14 protein-coding genes are annotated in these 16,971 nt (G+C 60.2%); 3 read left to right on the top strand and 11 right to left on the bottom strand.

Going from position 1 to position 16,971, the window contains the following annotated elements:
- Positions 1-52: 52 nt before the first annotated feature.
- A complete protein-coding gene (locus KEC16_RS04910) occupies positions 53-1,288 on the bottom strand; it encodes an MFS transporter (RefSeq protein WP_249208784.1) in 1,236 nt (411 codons plus the stop codon).
- 191 nt (positions 1,289-1,479) lie between these two features.
- Between KEC16_RS04910 and KEC16_RS04915 the strand changes: the two genes are divergently transcribed.
- Complete coding sequence (locus KEC16_RS04915) at positions 1,480-3,804, top strand: methyl-accepting chemotaxis protein (RefSeq protein WP_211546555.1); 2,325 nt, start codon at positions 1,480-1,482, stop codon at positions 3,802-3,804.
- Between the two features lie 29 nt (positions 3,805-3,833).
- Here the strand turns inward: KEC16_RS04915 and KEC16_RS04920 are convergent, their stop codons facing one another.
- Both KEC16_RS04920 and KEC16_RS04925 read right to left on the bottom strand, forming a co-directional pair.
- A complete protein-coding gene (locus KEC16_RS04920) occupies positions 3,834-5,108 on the bottom strand; it encodes a glycerate kinase type-2 family protein (protein WP_211546556.1) in 1,275 nt (424 codons plus the stop codon).
- Positions 5,109-5,179: 71 nt separating this feature from the next.
- Positions 5,180-6,517, bottom strand: coding sequence for a GntP family permease (locus KEC16_RS04925; protein WP_211546557.1), 1,338 nt, complete (start codon positions 6,515-6,517; stop codon positions 5,180-5,182).
- Between KEC16_RS04925 and KEC16_RS04930 the strand changes: the two genes are divergently transcribed.
- Positions 6,516-6,845: a hypothetical protein gene (locus KEC16_RS04930; protein ID WP_211546558.1), complete on the top strand. Its 330-nt coding sequence runs from the start codon at positions 6,516-6,518 to the stop codon at positions 6,843-6,845. The two genes, KEC16_RS04925 and KEC16_RS04930, sit on opposite strands and share 2 nt — an antisense overlap.
- Positions 6,846-6,929: 84 nt before the next feature.
- Positions 6,930-7,343, top strand: a complete 414-nt coding sequence (locus KEC16_RS04935; RefSeq protein WP_346344027.1) for a DUF411 domain-containing protein — start codon at positions 6,930-6,932, stop codon at positions 7,341-7,343.
- Between the two features lie 10 nt (positions 7,344-7,353).
- Here the strand turns inward: KEC16_RS04935 and ppc are convergent, their stop codons facing one another.
- From ppc to KEC16_RS04975, 8 genes are all read right to left on the bottom strand, one after another.
- Positions 7,354-10,161 (bottom strand): phosphoenolpyruvate carboxylase, encoded by a 2,808-nt coding sequence (gene ppc / locus KEC16_RS04940; protein ID WP_211546560.1) that lies wholly within the window; start codon positions 10,159-10,161, stop codon positions 7,354-7,356.
- Between the two features lie 210 nt (positions 10,162-10,371).
- Positions 10,372-11,742: a sulfotransferase family protein gene (locus KEC16_RS04945; protein WP_211546561.1), complete on the bottom strand. Its 1,371-nt coding sequence runs from the start codon at positions 11,740-11,742 to the stop codon at positions 10,372-10,374.
- Positions 11,743-11,801: 59 nt separating this feature from the next.
- A complete protein-coding gene (locus KEC16_RS04950) occupies positions 11,802-12,572 on the bottom strand; it encodes a sulfotransferase (protein WP_346344032.1) in 771 nt (256 codons plus the stop codon).
- 240 nt (positions 12,573-12,812) lie between these two features.
- Entirely contained in the window at positions 12,813-13,052 is a 240-nt protein-coding gene (locus tag KEC16_RS04955; protein ID WP_211546563.1) for a hypothetical protein, read from the bottom strand.
- 65 nt (positions 13,053-13,117) lie between these two features.
- Positions 13,118-14,341, bottom strand: a complete 1,224-nt coding sequence (locus tag KEC16_RS04960) for a cupin domain-containing protein (RefSeq protein ID WP_211546564.1) — start codon at positions 14,339-14,341, stop codon at positions 13,118-13,120.
- Between the two features lie 28 nt (positions 14,342-14,369).
- Positions 14,370-15,479 carry a serine hydrolase domain-containing protein gene (locus KEC16_RS04965; protein WP_211546565.1) on the bottom strand — a complete coding sequence of 370 codons (1,110 nt, stop codon included), beginning with the start codon at positions 15,477-15,479 and terminating at the stop codon, positions 14,370-14,372.
- Between the two features lie 91 nt (positions 15,480-15,570).
- Positions 15,571-15,915, bottom strand: a complete 345-nt coding sequence (locus KEC16_RS04970) for a DUF4189 domain-containing protein (RefSeq protein WP_249208786.1) — start codon at positions 15,913-15,915, stop codon at positions 15,571-15,573.
- Positions 15,916-15,936: 21 nt separating this feature from the next.
- Positions 15,937-16,902 (bottom strand): ion transporter, encoded by a 966-nt coding sequence (locus KEC16_RS04975; RefSeq protein ID WP_346344028.1) that lies wholly within the window; start codon positions 16,900-16,902, stop codon positions 15,937-15,939.
- Positions 16,903-16,971 lie beyond the last annotated feature (69 nt).

Consider the following 16,971-nt stretch of genomic DNA (forward strand, 5'->3'; position numbering starts at 1 on the left):
GGCCTTATTGGTGAGCGATACAGTAATTAAGAACGACCTAATAAAGCAAACATTAGTTCCGCTTCGTCCGATTCAAGCCCCACAAGGCCAACGGCCCCAACGCCGCCACCGCTCCCAGACTAGCGAAAGCGAAGGTCCAGGCAGGGGCTGATTGATGGCCGCCGGCCATGTCCAACACCCAGCCAAAGCCCAGCGGCCCGAGAAAACCGCCAATGAAACCAACCAGCGAATGCACGGCAATCGCGGCGCCCCGCCGTTCGGGGGCGGCCGCCAGCACCGTCCCGGTGGTCAGGGCGGCGGAATCCAACTGAACCACGCCGTTATAGACCAGCATCAGCGCCACCACCGCCAGCCCCCAGCCGCTGCCCCAGCCGGCCGACAGCCCGACCAGCAGCGCCAGGGCCGCCGAGGACAAGGCAAAGACCGAACAGGCCCGGACCCGATCGAAGCGCAGCGCCAATGCGGCGCCGCCGATGCTGGCGGCCATGGCCACCAGCGAAGACACCGCGGCCGCCACCGTCGGCGTCAGCACCGCCTGACCGGCGGCGGCAAAGGCCAAAAAGGCCACCATCCACGAGCGCAGCCCAAACAATTCCCACATATGGGCGAAATAACCGAGCACATAGGCCATCACTTGGCGATTGGCCAGAACGGGACGCAAATCCAGCAATTTCGCCCCCAAGACCACCACCGGAGTCTGAGGACGCAACAGCAGAACCAGACCAGCGGCCAACACCGCCCCGCCCCCCAATACGGCGAAACAGCCCCGCCACCCCAGCCCTTGGGCCAACAGGCCGGCCGCAAGAAAGGAAATGCCGGTCCCCAGGGAAAAACTGGCGGTGTACCAGCTCAGCCATTTCGGCTGCTGTGGTCCGGCGGTGCGGTCCACCATCGCTTTCAGCCCCGGCATATAGGTGCCGGCCAAGCCGATCCCGGCCAGGGCGCGAAACAGCAATGCACTCCAAAAGCCTTGCGCCAGCAGGGCGAACAACAGCGCCGACAGCCCGGCGACCAAGGCTCCGGCGATGTAGACCCGCCGGGCATCCATGCGATCGGTCAAGGCGCTGAGGACCGGTACCGCCGCCGCGTAACCGGCGAAGGTGATCCCGGAAAGCCAGCCCGCCTCGGCACTTGACAACTTAAAAGACAAAATGAAGTCGGGAAGAAGCGCGGGGAGAGCAAAAACAGGTCCCATGGTCAGCACTTCGGCAACGCACAAGACACGAACGACGCTAATCCCCTGGTCGTAATATTCGTAATTTAGGATCTTCTTGATACTTTTTGCCATAGGCTTGAACCTCTGGTGGTCCGATCCGGGGTGAAGATTCGTGACCGCGCGTCGTCAATGTTATGAATAGTACAATTATATCAATAAGTTGCATATGTTTAAGTCAGCTGGCACAGCAGATATCGGCCCAGTTCGGGCCATGAGAATACATATAATCGATCGATAATTTCAGTATCAGGGGAAATGTTGCTATGCGCATGGGGATCGCGGTTCGCTTTGGTCTGGCTTTGGTCGGGGTTTCGCTGGCCTCGGCCCTGGTCATCGGCTTTGCCGTCAACGGCTACTTCACCACTATGATCACGCAAGCGGAAAAGGTCGAGTTGCACAACCATTTCGACCAGATCGTCGAAGCCGTCGATGCCAGTGCGCAGCAGGCCGAGGCGATGGCCTCGGTGATCGCCGCCCTCCCCGGCGTTCCGGAAATGGTCGAAACCGGCGAGCGCGAGCTTTTGAGCGCGCAAATGGTGCCCGTTTTCAGCCAATTGAAAAAGCCTTATGCCGTCGAACAATTCCAGTTCCACCTGCCACCGGCCACATCGTTCTTGCGCGCCCACCAGCCGGCGAAATTCGGCGATGACCTGTCGAAAATTCGCGAAACCATCATCCGCACCAATGCCAGCAAGACACCCACCCGCGGCCTGGAAATCGGCCGCGCCGGCCTGGGCGTGCGCGGTGTCGTCCCGCTGTTCGCAAGCGGGCGCCATATCGGCTCGGTCGAGTTCGGCCTGTCCTTCGGCAAGGCGTTCTTCGAGAATTTCAAGAGCGGCCATAACGTCGATGCCGCCCTTGTGATCCCGGCTGAAAGCGGATTCAAGCTGTTCGCCGGCAGTGTCGAATCGACGCGCCTCAGCCCCGAGGATTTCAGTCAAGCCATGGCCGGAACGCCGGTGCTCCGCACCTTCACCGAAGATGGCCGACGCCTCTCGGTCCTGGGCCAGGCGGTCAAGGATTTTTCGGGGACCGCTTTCGGCGTCATCGAAATCACCATGGACGGTCAGGGCTATGCCCAACAATTGTCGGAAATCCATCGCACCATCGCGCTCTTGGTGGTGGGAACCCTGGTCGTCACCATATTCATCAGCATCTTGCTGGCCCGGACCATCACGGGCCCGATCCGTCATTTGACCGAGGCCATGGACCGCATCAGCCGACATGATTTCACCAGCGATCTGACCGGTACCGAGCGGCACGACGAAATTGGCCAGATGGCCCGCGCCGTCACCGTGGTCCGCGACGAAGCGAAAAAGCTGGCCTGGATGGAAGCCGAACAAAAACGCCTGGTCACCGAGATGAAAGACAGCCAGGACACCTTGCAAAACAGCATGCGGGACCAATTGGCGGGGGTCGTCCAAGCCGCCATCCAAAGCAACGAGGCCGGCGTCGTCCTGGCCAGGATGATGGGCGACGTGCGCAAGGCGGCGCAAGAAAGCCAAGCCATCGCCGCCGCCATCGAGGAAATGGTCGCCTCGGTCAACACCATCGCCCAGAATTCCGAAGTCGCCGCCGCCGAGGCCGGCGATGCCGAAACCGCCGCCCGCGACGGCGTCCGCGACGCCAGCACCGCCCGTCAGGCCACCGAAGGCCTGACCGAGGCGGTCGAGGATGTCGGCGACAAGATCCGTAATCTCGCCACCGCCTCGCAGCAGATCGGCGCCATGGTCGATCAGATCGAGGCCATTGCCAGCCAGACCAACCTGCTGGCGCTGAACGCCACCATCGAAGCCGCCCGCGCCGGCGAAGCCGGCAAGGGCTTCGCCGTGGTCGCGGCCGAGGTCAAGGGGCTGGCCAACCAGACCGGCCGCGCCACCGAGGACATCCGCAACCGCATCGCCACGCTGACCCAGGAAATGGCCGCCGCCTTGAAAGCGATGCGCGAAAGCAGCGTCGCCGCCAGCGAGGGACAGCAGGCGGTGGATCAGGTCACCGGCCGCTTGGGCGCCATCGCCGAGCGGGTTGACGGCGTCACCGGCCATATGCGCGACATCGCCGGCATCCTGACCCAGCAATCGGCGGCGGCGGCGGAAATTTCAGGCGGATCGCTGCGCATCGCCGACTTGTCCAACCGCAATCTGGATGAAATCTCGGAAGTGCTGGAAGCCATGCAAAAGGCCGCCACCGTCCTTGATCAGCGGGTCGAGGATTTCTCGCATAATCCGACGGCGGAAAGCATCATCGAGATCGCCAAGAACGATCACGTCCGCTTCAAGCGCGGCGTCATCGACCGCTTGCTGGAACGCAACAGCCTCAAGGCCGACGGCCTGTCCACACATCATAGCTGCCGTTTGGGCAAATGGTACGACGCGGTCGACAATGACCAAATCAAGAACCATCCGGCTTTCGTCCGTCTGGCCGATCCGCACCAGCGCGTCCATGCCCATGGCAAACGCGCACTGGAATTGAATGATCTGGGCGACCTGGACGCCGCCAACGCTGCGGTTGACCTAATGAACCAGGCATCGCACGAAGTTCTCGAATTACTCGATCAACTGGGCCAGTCCTTGGTCCGCTCGGCTTAAGCCGGTAGGGGGGATTAGCCCCCCGCCTTTCAGGGGAGGATCAGGATCGCCCGGAAATCGTTGACGTTGGTGCGGGTGGGGCCGGTGACCACCAGATCGCCGAGGCCGGCGAAAAAGCCATAGCCATCATTGTCGGCCAGCCGCGCCTTGGCATCCAAGCCCTTGGCGGCGGCGCGGGCCAAGCTGTCCGGCCCCAGCAGAGCGCCGGCATTGTCTTCGGTGCCGTCAATGCCATCGGTATCGCACGCGATGGCCCATACCTTATCATGTCCATCCAGGGCCACGGCCAAGGCCAGCAAGAATTCCGCGTTGCGACCGCCACGTCCGTTGCCGTGCACCGTCACCGTGGTCTCGCCCCCCGACAGCAGCACGCATGGACCGGCCGCCGGCTGACCATGATCGGCCGCTTGTCGAGCCATGGCGGCCATGACGCGGGCCACTTCGCGCGCCTCGCCCTCGATCGAATTACCCAAAATCAACGGTGTCACCCCGGCGGCGCGGGCGGCGGCGGCGGCGGCTTCCAACGAATTCTGCGGCGTGGCGATCAAGACCGCCTGGGCCTTGCCCAGACGGGCATCACCGGGCTTGGGGCTTTCCTCGGCCCCGGCGTCAAGATGACGGCGCACGGCGGCGGGCACGGCGATGCCGTATTTGGCCACCACCGCCCGGGCATCGGCAAAGGTCGATGGATCGGGCACGGTCGGACCAGAGGCGATGATCGACGGATCGTCGCCGGGGACGTCGGAAATCATCAGCGTCGTCGCCGGCGCCGGCCAAGCTGCGCCGGCCAACCGTCCCCCCTTGATGGCCGACAAATGCTTGCGCACGATGTTCATTTCATCAATGGCCGCGCCACAGCGCAACAACTCACGCGTCACCATCTTCTTGTCGTCCAGGGTCAAGCCCGGCGCCGGCAAGGCCATCAATGCCGAACCGCCGCCGGAAATCAGGCACAGCAGCAAATCATCCGCCGTCAATTCCCCGGCCATGGACAAAATACGCTGAGCCGCAGCCTGACTGGCGCCATCGGGATTGGGGTGTCCGGCCTCGATCACCTCGATATTCCGGGTCGGACAGCCATGGCCATAGCGGGTCACCACCAAACCGGAGAGCGGCGCTTGCCAGACGTCCTCGACCGCCTTGGCCATGGCCGCAGCCCCCTTGCCGGCCCCCACCACCAGGGTGCGCCCCTTGGGCGGCGGCGGCAGGAACCGACCGACAACGCCGGCTCCCGGTAAAGCCGCCGTAACGGCGGCATCGAACAAAGCACGCAACAAGGCGCGCGGATCGTCAATTGGACTCATGGCATCTGTCCCGCGATAAATTTCCAAACAGCGGGCGACGCCAAAGGACGCCGCCCGCCAAAGGCAGTGCGTTACAAAACGATGGCCGCGACCACATAGACCGCCACGGCGGCGACCACGCCCTGAAACAGCGTTCCCAGGGTCTGGAGCTTGTAGCCCTGTTCCGGCGTCATGTTCGAGAACTGGGTCACCACCCAAAAGAAGCTGTCATTGGCATGGCTAACCACCATGGCGCCGGCGCCGATGGCCACCACCACCAAGGCGCGGGCCATGGGGGCGTCAAAGCCCAAGGCCGTCATCAGCGGCGCCATCAGACCCGCGGCAGTGATGATCGCCACCGTTGACGACCCTTGCGCCGTCTTGATGCCCGCAGCCACCAGGAACGGCAGAAAAATGCCCAGATTCATCGATGCCAGGGTTTCGCCGACCAGCTTGGCGATGCCGGAATTTTGCAACACCTTGCCGAACGCGCCCCCCGCCCCGGTAATCAGGATGATGATGGCCGAATTGATGATCGCCTGACCAAACCAGCCGGAATTACCCAGCATGTCTTTTTCCAGCTTTTTCGGCAGAAACAAGGCCAGACCAAAGCCCAGCAGCAGCGCCACCACCGGCTGACCGATGAATGACAGCACATATCTGACGTCGCCAGCCCCAAACGGCTTGGACGGCAGATCGCTAAGCGATTTCAAAACGATCAGCACGATCGGCAGAAAGATCGGCAACAGGCTGGCCAAGGGCGACGGTGCCTGATCCAACGACGGAATCTCGGTCGGTTCCTCGCCGTCCTTATAAGGGGCGATATCGACCTTGGCGGCCACCGTCACCGCGAAGATCCAACCGGCGACGCAGGCCAGGGCGGCGATGATTCCGCCCCACAGGATGACCAGACCAAGATCGGCCTGCAAAATGCCGGCGGCGGCAATGGGCCCCGGTGTCGGCGGCACCATGGTGTGGGTGGTGTAAAGGCCCAGCGACAAGGCGATGGCCCCCGCCGCCAGACTGACGCCGGCACGCTTGGCCAAGGCCTTGTTCAAGGATGACAAGATAACGAAACCGGAATCGCAAAATACCGGAATTGACACCACATACCCCATGATCGACATGGTCAGCGGCACGTTCTTCTTGCCGGTGACCTTCAAGATGCCCTCGGCCAGACGCCAAGCGCCCCCCGATTTTTCCAAGAAGGTCCCGATCACCGACCCCAAGATGATGACAATGCCGATGGAACCGATCGTTCCGCCAAAACCGTCATTCACCGATTTCACCACAACATCCAACGGCATGCCGGCCAGGACGCCAAAGGCGAACGCCGTCAACAACAGCGCCAGGAAAGCATGCATTTTCAGCTTTGCCGTCGCGAAAATAATAAAGCCGATGGCAAGCACCAGCAAGGTGATGAGCCACATGATGGCGTTACTCCCCCAATGGCATCCGCCCCGCCCATCCCAAGCCGGCGAATGCCTGATGAGACCGGGATCGATCAAGCTTGCGCGAAAGCTGGAGCCATGTGATGGGATGCTGGCCAGACAAGGCCTTAAGCAGCTCCAGCCTTTTAAAAGTGACGAAAGTATAGCGCCTCTATTTAAAATAAGAAGAACGATGCAGATGAATGGGAGCCATGTTTTTGCCGCATGGATTTTGCTCTACATTCAAAGAACAGCATTATTGCGGCGCAACGAACCGAATGGTTTATTTTTATCTTCCGCTAAATCACCTGATCGAAAAGTTCATTGATTTCACTCGGCCCGATTGATCGAGATCATGGTCCGCCCCCCTTGCGACGATCAATATCGCTCATCCAGATCGGAGGTATCTCCCGTGCGTTACATTCTCTCTCTTGCTCTTACGCTGTTGGCCCTGCCCGCCTTGGCGGCCGAACTGACCATGTACAAGAATCCCAGTTGCGGCTGTTGCCAGGGCTGGGCCGATTACATGCAGGAAAATGGCTGGACCACCAAGGTCATCGCCACCGATGAAATCGACCGGATCAAACGCCAATTCGGCGTTCCCGCCCGCCTGGAATCGTGCCACACCGCCATCATTGACGGCTATGTGGTGGAAGGTCATGTGCCGTTGGCCGCCATCGAGAAACTGCTGAAGGAACGGCCCAAGGCCACCGGCTTGTCCGCTCCGGGCATGCCGCAAGGCTCCCCCGGCATGTCGGGGGACAAAGAACCCTTCATCGTCTATCTGTTCGGCCCCAGCGGCGCCAAACCCTTCATGCAGTTCTGACGGGCGATCCTCAGCCGGTGTTGCGCATCCCCGTCGCCAGCGCGTTGATGGAACGCAGCAGCGGCAATTGCCAGCGCGCACGCTCGGCCGGATCGGCGTCAGAGGCGTCGCGATAGCGGCGCAAGGCGATGATCTGGATGTGGTTGAGCGGGTCAAGATAGGGATTGCGCCGGGCCAGCGACATGGCCAGTTGCGGGTTATCGCTCAGCAATTCGTCGCTTTCGAACACCTCGCGCATTTGGGCGGCACTGTCTTCGTATTCCGCCGCGATGCGGGCGAAGATGGATGCCGCCAATTCGCCATCGCCGCACAGACTGGCATATTCGCGGGCGATGGACAGCTCCGACTTGCTTAAGGACATCTTGCTGTTGGAAAGCAAGGCCCGAAAGAACGGCCAGTCCCGCGCCATCTCCCGCAGTCGGGCCAGCCGGGCCGGATCATCGCCCCGCCACGCCTTAAGCGCCGCGCCGATGCCGTACCACGCGGGAATGATCTGTCGCGATTGCGCCCAGGCGAACACCCAAGGAATGGCGCGCACCGAATATTTCGAGCGATCCCCCTTGGCCCGGTGCGATGGACGCGAGCCGATATTCAACAGGCCGATTTCGGCCACCGGTGTCCCTTCATAGAAATAATCGATGAAACCCGGCGTCTTGTCGGTCAAATCGCGATAGCTGTCCTCGCCCCGCACCGCCAGTTCATCCATCACCGCCATGAAATCCGGCTGATCGGGGACACAGGCCACGCTCATGCACCGGCTGGCCTTCATCAGACCGGAAATCCCCATGGTCAATTCATAGGTGGCGGTATCGGCATTGGAATATTTGGCCGACAGAACCTCGCCCTGTTCGGTGAATTTGATATCCCCGCGTACCGTGCCCGGCGGCTGGGCCATGATGGCGTCATGGGTGGGACCGCCGCCACGGCCGACCGAACCGCCACGGCCATGGAACATGCGACAGGCGACGCCTCGGCTTTGCGCCGTCTGGCTGATCAGTCGCTGGGCCTTGTACAAGCTCCAGCTTGACGCCAGGATGCCGCCATCCTTACAGGAATCGGAATAGCCCAGCATCACTTCCTGCACATTGCCCGACGCCGTGAGCATGGCCCGATAGGCCGGCACATCCAGCAGACGGACCAGGGTCGGCTCGATCTTGGACAGATCCTCGATGGTTTCGAACAGCGGCGCCACCCGGATGTCACAATGCCAGGTCCCATCTTGATGGCGGCCGCACAAGCCCGCGAAACTGGCCAAAAACAGCACCTCCAGCACATGGCTGGCCTGATGCGTCATCGAGATCACATAGGCGCCAAACAAGTGCGGACTGATCTCGCGCCGCAACCCGGCCATGGTATGCATGACGCGCAGGATTTCCCGCGTGTTCTCGGACAGGTCCTGGGCATACAGCAAGGGCGTGCCGGCATGGGACAACAGATCGGCCAGCACGCCGATGCGCGCGCTTTCGTTCAGTTCGTTGTAATCGGGCAGATTGGCGGCCTTGGCGAACAATTCGGCCACCGCCTCGGTATGGCGGGTGGATTCCTGGCGGATGTCCAATTCGGCCAGGAAAAAGCCGAAGCTGCGCACCAGTACGACCAGATCCTGTAATTCGGCATCGGCCACATTGGCATCGCCATGGCTGATCAACGAATCGGCGATGGCCAACAGATCGGCCATGAAATCGTCTTCCGCCGCATAGCCGGCGCCGCGCCCCGGATCGGCCAGGCCATCCAGCAAGGCTTCGATCCGACTGATCTGCACCCCCAGACGGTAATGCATCAGATGCAGCTTGCGGCGATAGGGTTCGAAGGCATAGCGGCCGGGCTTGGCCCCGAACGCCGCCGCGATAATATCGGCATCGGCCTCCAACCGCGCCTCAAAGGCGGCCGAGGGCCGCACCAGCGAGGCCGAATGGGTCAACTGCAATTGCAGCTCTTCGATTCGGCGACGGTAATGCTTGAGCACTTCCCGCGATTGCAGCCGCACCGCCAGCTTGGTGACCGCGTCGGTGACAAAGGGATTGCCGTCGCGATCGCCGCCGATCCACGAGCCGAAGCGCAAGAAGGCGGGAATGCGAAACGCCTTGGCCCCGCCCTCTTCGCCATAGACGTTATCAAGCGCCCGCCCCAGATTGCGATAAACCCGCGGCACGGTGTCGAACAGGGTTTCGCGAAAATAGAACAGGCCGTTCTTGATCTCGTCTTCGACCACCGGCTTTTGAATGCGAACCTCGTCGGTCTTCCACAGCACCTGAACCTGATTGAGGATTTGCCCATTGAGGTCGCGGCGCTGATGTTCCGCCAGATTGGGATTGTTCAGCCGCCGCGCCAGCACATAAAGCCGGCGCTGCGCTTCCAAGACGGCACGGCGCTTGGCCTCGGTCGGATGGGCGGTAAAGACCGGCTGAAAGCGAAGGGCATCCAGCAATTCCTGCAATTGTTCGACGCTCATCCCCTGCGCCTTGAGTTCGCGCAAGGTATCGTCGAACGAGCCGTACCAAAGCCGCTCGCCGCTCAGCACATGGCGGCGACGCTGCTGGTTGGCGAAATCCTCCTCGGCGATGTTGGCGAGCAGGAAATACGTGGCGAAGGCCCGCACCACATGGGACAGGGTATGGGGATCAAGCGCGCCGATCAGCCGCATCAGCGCCCGCCGCTTGGCCGGGTCTTCGTGCTGGCGCAGCTGGATGAAACCCTTGCGCAAGGCCTCGACGGTCTCCAGCACTTGCGGCCGCTCCTGTTCGGACAGCACCGACCCCAGCAGATTGCCGAATAGCTTGACCCGGGCCCGCAAGTTTTTGTCGTCTACGCGCTGCATCGCCATCCCCATCGGTTCGGTCCGACCAATGTAAGCATGGTCGCGGTGGTGACAACAGCAAAACCCCTGCTGGCGCAGGCCTTGCTGTTGGCTTATGCCGGCCGCCCTTTGAAATGATCTGTTCCGACGGCCGGCAAGCCCGAGCGGCACTTGAGCCAAGCCGTCTCGGCATGAACTGATCCAACGGATCAGTTCATTGGCCGGGCGGTATTATGCATCGATCATCTCTTTTTTCAATTCGCTGACGACCTGCTGTGACAGAGCCGCCCCCTTGTGCGGAAAGACGGCGCAGGGCATGGGGCGATTGAAAAAGGGCGCCAGTGTTTCGAAGCCTTCGCCGGCGCAAACGTCAATGACCAGCAGATCGTCAGGGTAATCTTTAAAATATTCCAAGACATTCTTTACGTGTTGGTCATAGACCCACGAAAACCGCTCGGGGACGAAATCATAGCATCCGTATGTGGCTGCGCGGAAAAAGCGACGGATCTGCAAGCGGTGCTCTGGTTCCGGTTCGCCATCCTCGAGGAAGGGGGGGGCATTGAACCAGTGATGCTGGCATGATTGCAGCCAGCTTTCCTTGTCCCGCACGGTCAGGATGAACTTCGACCCCGGATAACGCTTGTGCAACTGGGCAAAATATGGCGCGACGGTGATGTCGGTGATGCCATCATGGTTCTTGAGCAATGTCAGGTCATACTGACCATTGGCGATCTCGTTATAAGTGTCGGGGTCCAAGGGGTAATGAATGGTGTCGAACCCCAGGATCTGCAACGCGTGGGTCAGTGAACGCGTCCCGGTGCGGCTGAGGCCGATGCCAAAGACCTTGGGCTTGGGCGCCTGGGCGCCATAGACCTGACGCTCGTTGTTGCGTTCCAGCCATTCGTTCAGGTGATCCTCGGAGAAGGCGTCCTTTTCGGCGATGCCCAGCCGGGCCATTTCGCTATCGGCGTGCTGGTCCAAGGCCTCGATGAAGGCGTTGACCTGATCGGCGCGACTGTCCTTGGCGACCCAATGGCGGGCATAGGCGATGGCATGGCGGGCGATTTCGAAATCGTCCTGCTCGTCATTGGGCTCTGGCCATCGTTGCATGGCCATGTTGAGGACCGGCAATTGCGTTTCGGTGCGGCTGCGTAATTCGCGCAAGGCGTATTTGGCGAAGATGTGTCGGTAATACTGAAAATGATCGTGCAAGATATCGAAATTGCGAAACTGCTTGCTCATCATCAACGGGGCCATGGCCAGGGTGCGAATCCGCGATTCCGGCCGCAAGACGTATTGCAGATCATCGTTGGGGGGCACCACCTGGGCCATGCGCCGGACCAGGTCATTGCGGGTGATGTGCACGCCGCAATGTAGCCGCCCACGGAAGCGGTCCGAGACATAGGTATCGACATAGGCGGTGTCGCAGCGTTCGATGAAGCCGCGAATATCTTCAAGGATCAGGCAATCCGCATCGACAAAGACCACGTAATCGCCGCGATAGGGGATGCGCAGCATCTGATTGACGCATTCCGAAAACGGCCGGACATGATCGATGACATGAACGCGATCCGGCTGGATATGGCGGATGGCAAGATCCAAGGAAACGTCTTTCGTACGCTCATCGACATGGCGAAAAACAAGATCAATTTTTGTCATCATCAATCCATCGACATCATTTGCTGATTGAATTCACCCGCGATCCGCTCGAACATCCGAATGTTTTCCGCCGTCATTTCTTCATTCCATCGCAGATCCAGCCGAATCGGTTGGGTCTCTGCGTCATAGAATTGGCGCGATTTCGGGTTAAGCGTGACGAACGCCTGTTCCGGATCGGTGAAACGCTGCTTCGCCACCATGTATTGCGGCCCGCTATTGCCGCCCAAGGGGTGATGCTCCGCCGTGTGAAATTGCAGCATGGCCGGCTCGAAGTCGAGCCCCAGAACATCACACGCCTGGCGCACGACCGTATCCGGCTCGGCGGCAAGATGTTCGTAGTGAAGTCGCATCTTGGGGCCATCGAAGCGCGCATAGAGGGCCTGGGAGCGCTGGATCTGCTCTATCCATTGGCGGATCTGCTGCTCTGGGTCGCGATCGGGATATTTGCGCAGCCGAGAATTGACCACGGCGCGACCGTCGCGCAACAACATGAACAGCGTCGGCTGTCCGCCGCTGGCGCGCGTTTCCGCCACCCGCTCGGTGATCCAGTCATCGTTCTTGGTGGAATCGATGATGACGCGCCGTCCGGTCCGTTCGGCGACCTGCTGATAAAGCGCGCGCGGCGGCGTCCACTGGAAATCCTTCCACACCGGGCAATCCTCGCCACAGAGTTTGCAAACCCGCTTGTGTACCGGGGTTTTCGAATTTCCAAGATAGCGGGCTTTCCCCCCCTCTCCCATGTAGAAAGCTTGGGAATGGCTGCCGAGGATCATCCCCAACAAGGTCGATCCGGAATGGCCGGCGCCACATACCAAGGCGGCCTGCAATCGCACGTCTCCCACCACCCACTCCCCATCACAATGATACGACGGCGTTTATCACGGACGCCGGAAATATAAAAAATATAAAGAAATATAAAGGCTGTCGCCGCGATCAAAGGATGCGCCGTCGACAGGCTGGCGATCAACCATCGCAAGCCTTTGTCTTTGTCGCCGGCGCATCTTCCGTCAGGCTCAGTCGTTATCGGTCTGGCCGGCATGATCCTGGTTAGCCGGATCGGTGTCGGTCTGGTTCTCGCGGTCGGACGCATGCGCCGGGGTGGCCAGCATTCCGGCGCCGAACACGGCCGAGGCCACGCCCAGGCCGACACCCATACGGGTTGACGCCAGGAAGGAACGACGGCTCATGTGCCGGGTGGTGGTGATGTCTTCTTCCGAGAGGGTCGGCAGGCCGACATTCTTTTTCTCAGTCATGTGTGCTCCTTGAATTGGCAAAGGGTTGAAAATCGCGTCAAAAAGAAACCCTGGCGGCCAGACGCTCAGGCGATGGTCAGGATTCCTTCCCGGACCAGCCGGCGTGCCAAAACCAGACGACTGGCGTCATCGGCAAGGCCCGGCATGTCACGGACGGTAAAGCTCGGCGTGCCGAGCGAGTAGGTCAAAGCCGCCGCCACCGCCGCCGGAAAGGCGATTTCGGCGGTGTGGACATGCAAGACGATCTGATCCGCCGTCTCTCGCAGATGGCAGACAAGCTCTGGCCGGGGGCCGACCACGGTATCCGCGTTCAGTTCAGGCAACAGCAGGTGATCGCGTGAACGGCCCCAGTTCAGCGGCTGGCGGCTGGTGATGAAGGCATCGCGAAAGCGTTCGAGAATGTCTTCGAACCGAGCTTTGTCGGCGAAACGAGACACCAGCTGCCGAAAGGTCGTTTCCATGGCCGCCAGATCCGGGGCCTCGGCCAAGGCGCCGATGGGCAGGTTGTGGCGGAACTCGACATTTTCATGGCAGACCGCCAGCAATGATTCCAGCATCAACTCGGTCCAGGTCTGCGACAGCATGCCCAAGGTGATATGGATCGACGGCTCCGCCGATGTCACCGCGTCATGAACCAGACCCCGGGGAAAGTAATAGACATCGCCGGCATTGTGATCGAACTCAGCCGACAGGTCGCCGGGCGAGTCCTTGGTCGGATTGAAATCCTGCCGCGCCAACGGCAATTCGCGCGGCGTGCCATAGATGCGCCAGCGCTTTTTGCCGAGCACCTGCAAGGCAAAGATGTCGTGCGTGTCATAGTGGATCTTGAACCCCTGGGCACCGGGAGGGGTGAAATAAACATTGGTCTGGAACTCGCAGGAAAACACCTGCTCCGCCGACCGGCACAACCGGGCAAGGGCGGGAACCGTCCGATGCATGTGGCGCATGACGATGGTGCAGCCCTGGGAATACAGCTCGTACAGACGGGTCTTGTCGATCCGGCCATCGGAAAAAGTAAAAGCCTCTTTGGGGACGCTATCGAGCGCATTGGCGACATTGACGCTGGGATAATTGTGACCGACATGGGTCAAATGATGGTCGATATCGTCCAAGGTCAGCAACGTGCTGAAAAACTGAGGATCGTTGCGCTGAATACGCAGTTCTTTCTTCTCGTAATACGTCGCCATGAACTGATCAAGGCCAAGAGGCGCGATCAGATCTTGAAACGAAAGCGTCTTTTCTTGCCTTCCAAGTCCCAGACCGAACTTGCTATCCGCTATGGAATCCATTCCATCCCCCACCATTCGAAAAAGAGAGCTAGTTTTTCTTCCCGCTCTTCGGCCCCACGAACAGGGCTGTCACCACCGTGTCGATAATCGACTCGTCGGATATGCTGTTTCCGTTGGTCATGAAAACCAAGGCGGTCTTGCGATCCGGGTAATATCGGATTTCAGCCTCGAAACCGTCATCCACGCCGGTATGGCCGTACCACTTGCCCCAGCGATCCTTTCCCAACTCGACGCCCAAGCCATAGCCCTCTTCTTGGGCCGAGGGGGCTGTCATCCGCCGGAGCATGGCCGGGGCCAACAGCTTGCCGTCACGGAACAGGGCAAAGAGAAAATGTTCGAGATCGGCGGCGGTCGTCACCAACGGGCCGTCACCCAATGGAGAGTTCCAGGCGTATTGGCTGACATCTTCTTCGGCGCCGTCATCATTTAAATCGGCATAACCATGTGCCAAGCGATGATCGCCGGACTTCGCCCCGACGGTGGTGTCCGTCATTTCCGCCCGATCCAAGATGCGGCGGCGCAAGGCGGCGTCAAGGGACGTCGCATCGGCCGTGGCGATGATGTCGCCCAACAGCACATAATTGCTGTTGCTGTACTCATGGGCCTGTCCGGGGCGGCCCGTGGCCCGCTCGCCATAGGCGAAAGGAAGGGCAAAAGCCGGCGTCAACGTCTTGGGTTTCGCGTGAAAAGCATCGGAAAAGGTGTCGGTCAAATAGTCCGGGATGCCCGAACTATGATCCAAAAGCTGTTGCAGCCGCGCCTTGCCGGCATTGGGCAATCTGGGGAGATCGGGAACGCCGCCGACCAAGGGAAGGATGGGAGCGTCCAATTTCAACACCCCTTCGTCCACCAATTGCAACGTCGCCGTCGCCACCGCCATCTTGCCCACCGAGGCAACGTAAAAGCGGCTGCCGGGACTGACGCGGGCGCCGGTGGCGCTATCGGCGATCCCCGCCACCACCACTTCGCGGCGGTCTGGCGTTGAAACCAGCAAGATTCCGCCGGCCAGTTCCTCTTGTGCGAGATACGTTTGAAGGATGGATTGCAGGCTATCACCGGCCGAGGCTGTCCCCGCCAATGCGACAGCATGCGCCAGCACCCCCGCCGACATGGTCAACACAGAGCGCCAGAAGGCCATAGCCATAACTCTATTGAAGGGAAATATGGGGCACCACGATGGTGCGCGCTTCATCCGGCGCACCATCGTGGCAGTCCAGACCTAAACGGTCTTACTTGTCGCAGTCGGCAACCACGATCTTGCAGCCCGAGCCGCATTCCTCGAGGGCCTTCTTCTTGGCGACGGCTTCGCTCGAACCCCAGCCGATCCCGGAATAGCCCTTAGAGGCGGCATAGGCGCCACAGGTGTCGTACTTCACCGCAACCTTGCAGTTGCTGTTGCCAGAGGACTTGCACTGCTTCACCGCATCGGCGGCAGCGGCATCGCGAGTCGCCCCCTGGCCAATGCCATAGCCCACTTCGCTGGCCGAAGTGCCCTCTTCGTCGTCAACCGCAATGGCCCCGGCCGCATAAACGGCAGCGGAATTGAACAAAAACGCGGTCATAGCCAAAAGCATCAGTTTCTTCATAGTGCCCTCTTATTTGCTGGAAGTTACGTCTTGAAGTCGACCATCAAGCGATTGCCGCAGGGCGGCCACTTCCGTCCGCAGATTCCGCAGTTCCTGGGCAATACCCTCGGATTCTGCATGAGCTGCGGCCCGGATTTCTTCGTTCACTTCGGCGGATTCTTCTTCATGCAGGGTCTGCATGGCGTTGACGATCACCGCGATGAACAAATTTAGCATGGTAAAGGTAGCGATCAGGATGAACGGTACAAAGAAGACCCAAGCCAGCGGGAATTTCTCCATCACCGGCCGGACGATGCCCATGGACCAGCTTTCCAGCGTCATGACCTGGAACAAGGTGTAGAAAGAATCGCCCAGCGATCCGAACCATTCGGGGAATTCATCCCCGAACACCTTGGTGCTGATGACGCCGGCAACATAAAACAGCAGCGATTGCAGCATCATGATCATGGTCAGTCCCGGCAGGGACGACAGCAAGGCTTCGACGATACGCTTAAGACGCGGCAGCGTGTTGATCAGGCGCAGAACGCGCAAGACACGCAGCGCCCGCAAAACAGCAAGGCCCGGAGTGGTCGGAACCACGGCGATGCCGACGACGGCGAAATCAAACAAGCTCCACGGATCGCGAAAGAACGACAACCGGCGATAACCGATCCGCAGCAGCAATTCGATAATGAAAACACCCAAGATCGCGTCATCAATGACGGTCAAGATCGGTCCAACGGCGGCAATCACCGCCTTGGAGGTGTCCAGGCCAAGGATGATGGCGTTCAAAACAATCAGGCCGGTGATGAATTTTTGAACTGGATCGCTTTCGACCCACATACCGGCCCTGTCGAGAATGCTTACTCGAGCGACGCTATCGGCCACAATATTTCTTCCTTTAGATATCGGCCCGGTTCTGGGCTTAGGTTGCTTGGATTTTAAATAAATTACCGATGTGGACGGCCTATGGATAGGGTGTTGACAGCCGTTCACGTCGAATCTCCATAAGCTGATCCTGGCTGGACGCTATTGGTTGCAAGCGGTTAGTGTCGCCTCATGGTC

Origin of the sequence: Magnetospirillum sulfuroxidans (assembly GCF_018224925.1) — a bacterium.
Classification (GTDB): domain Bacteria; phylum Pseudomonadota; class Alphaproteobacteria; order Rhodospirillales; family Magnetospirillaceae; genus Magnetospirillum; species Magnetospirillum sulfuroxidans.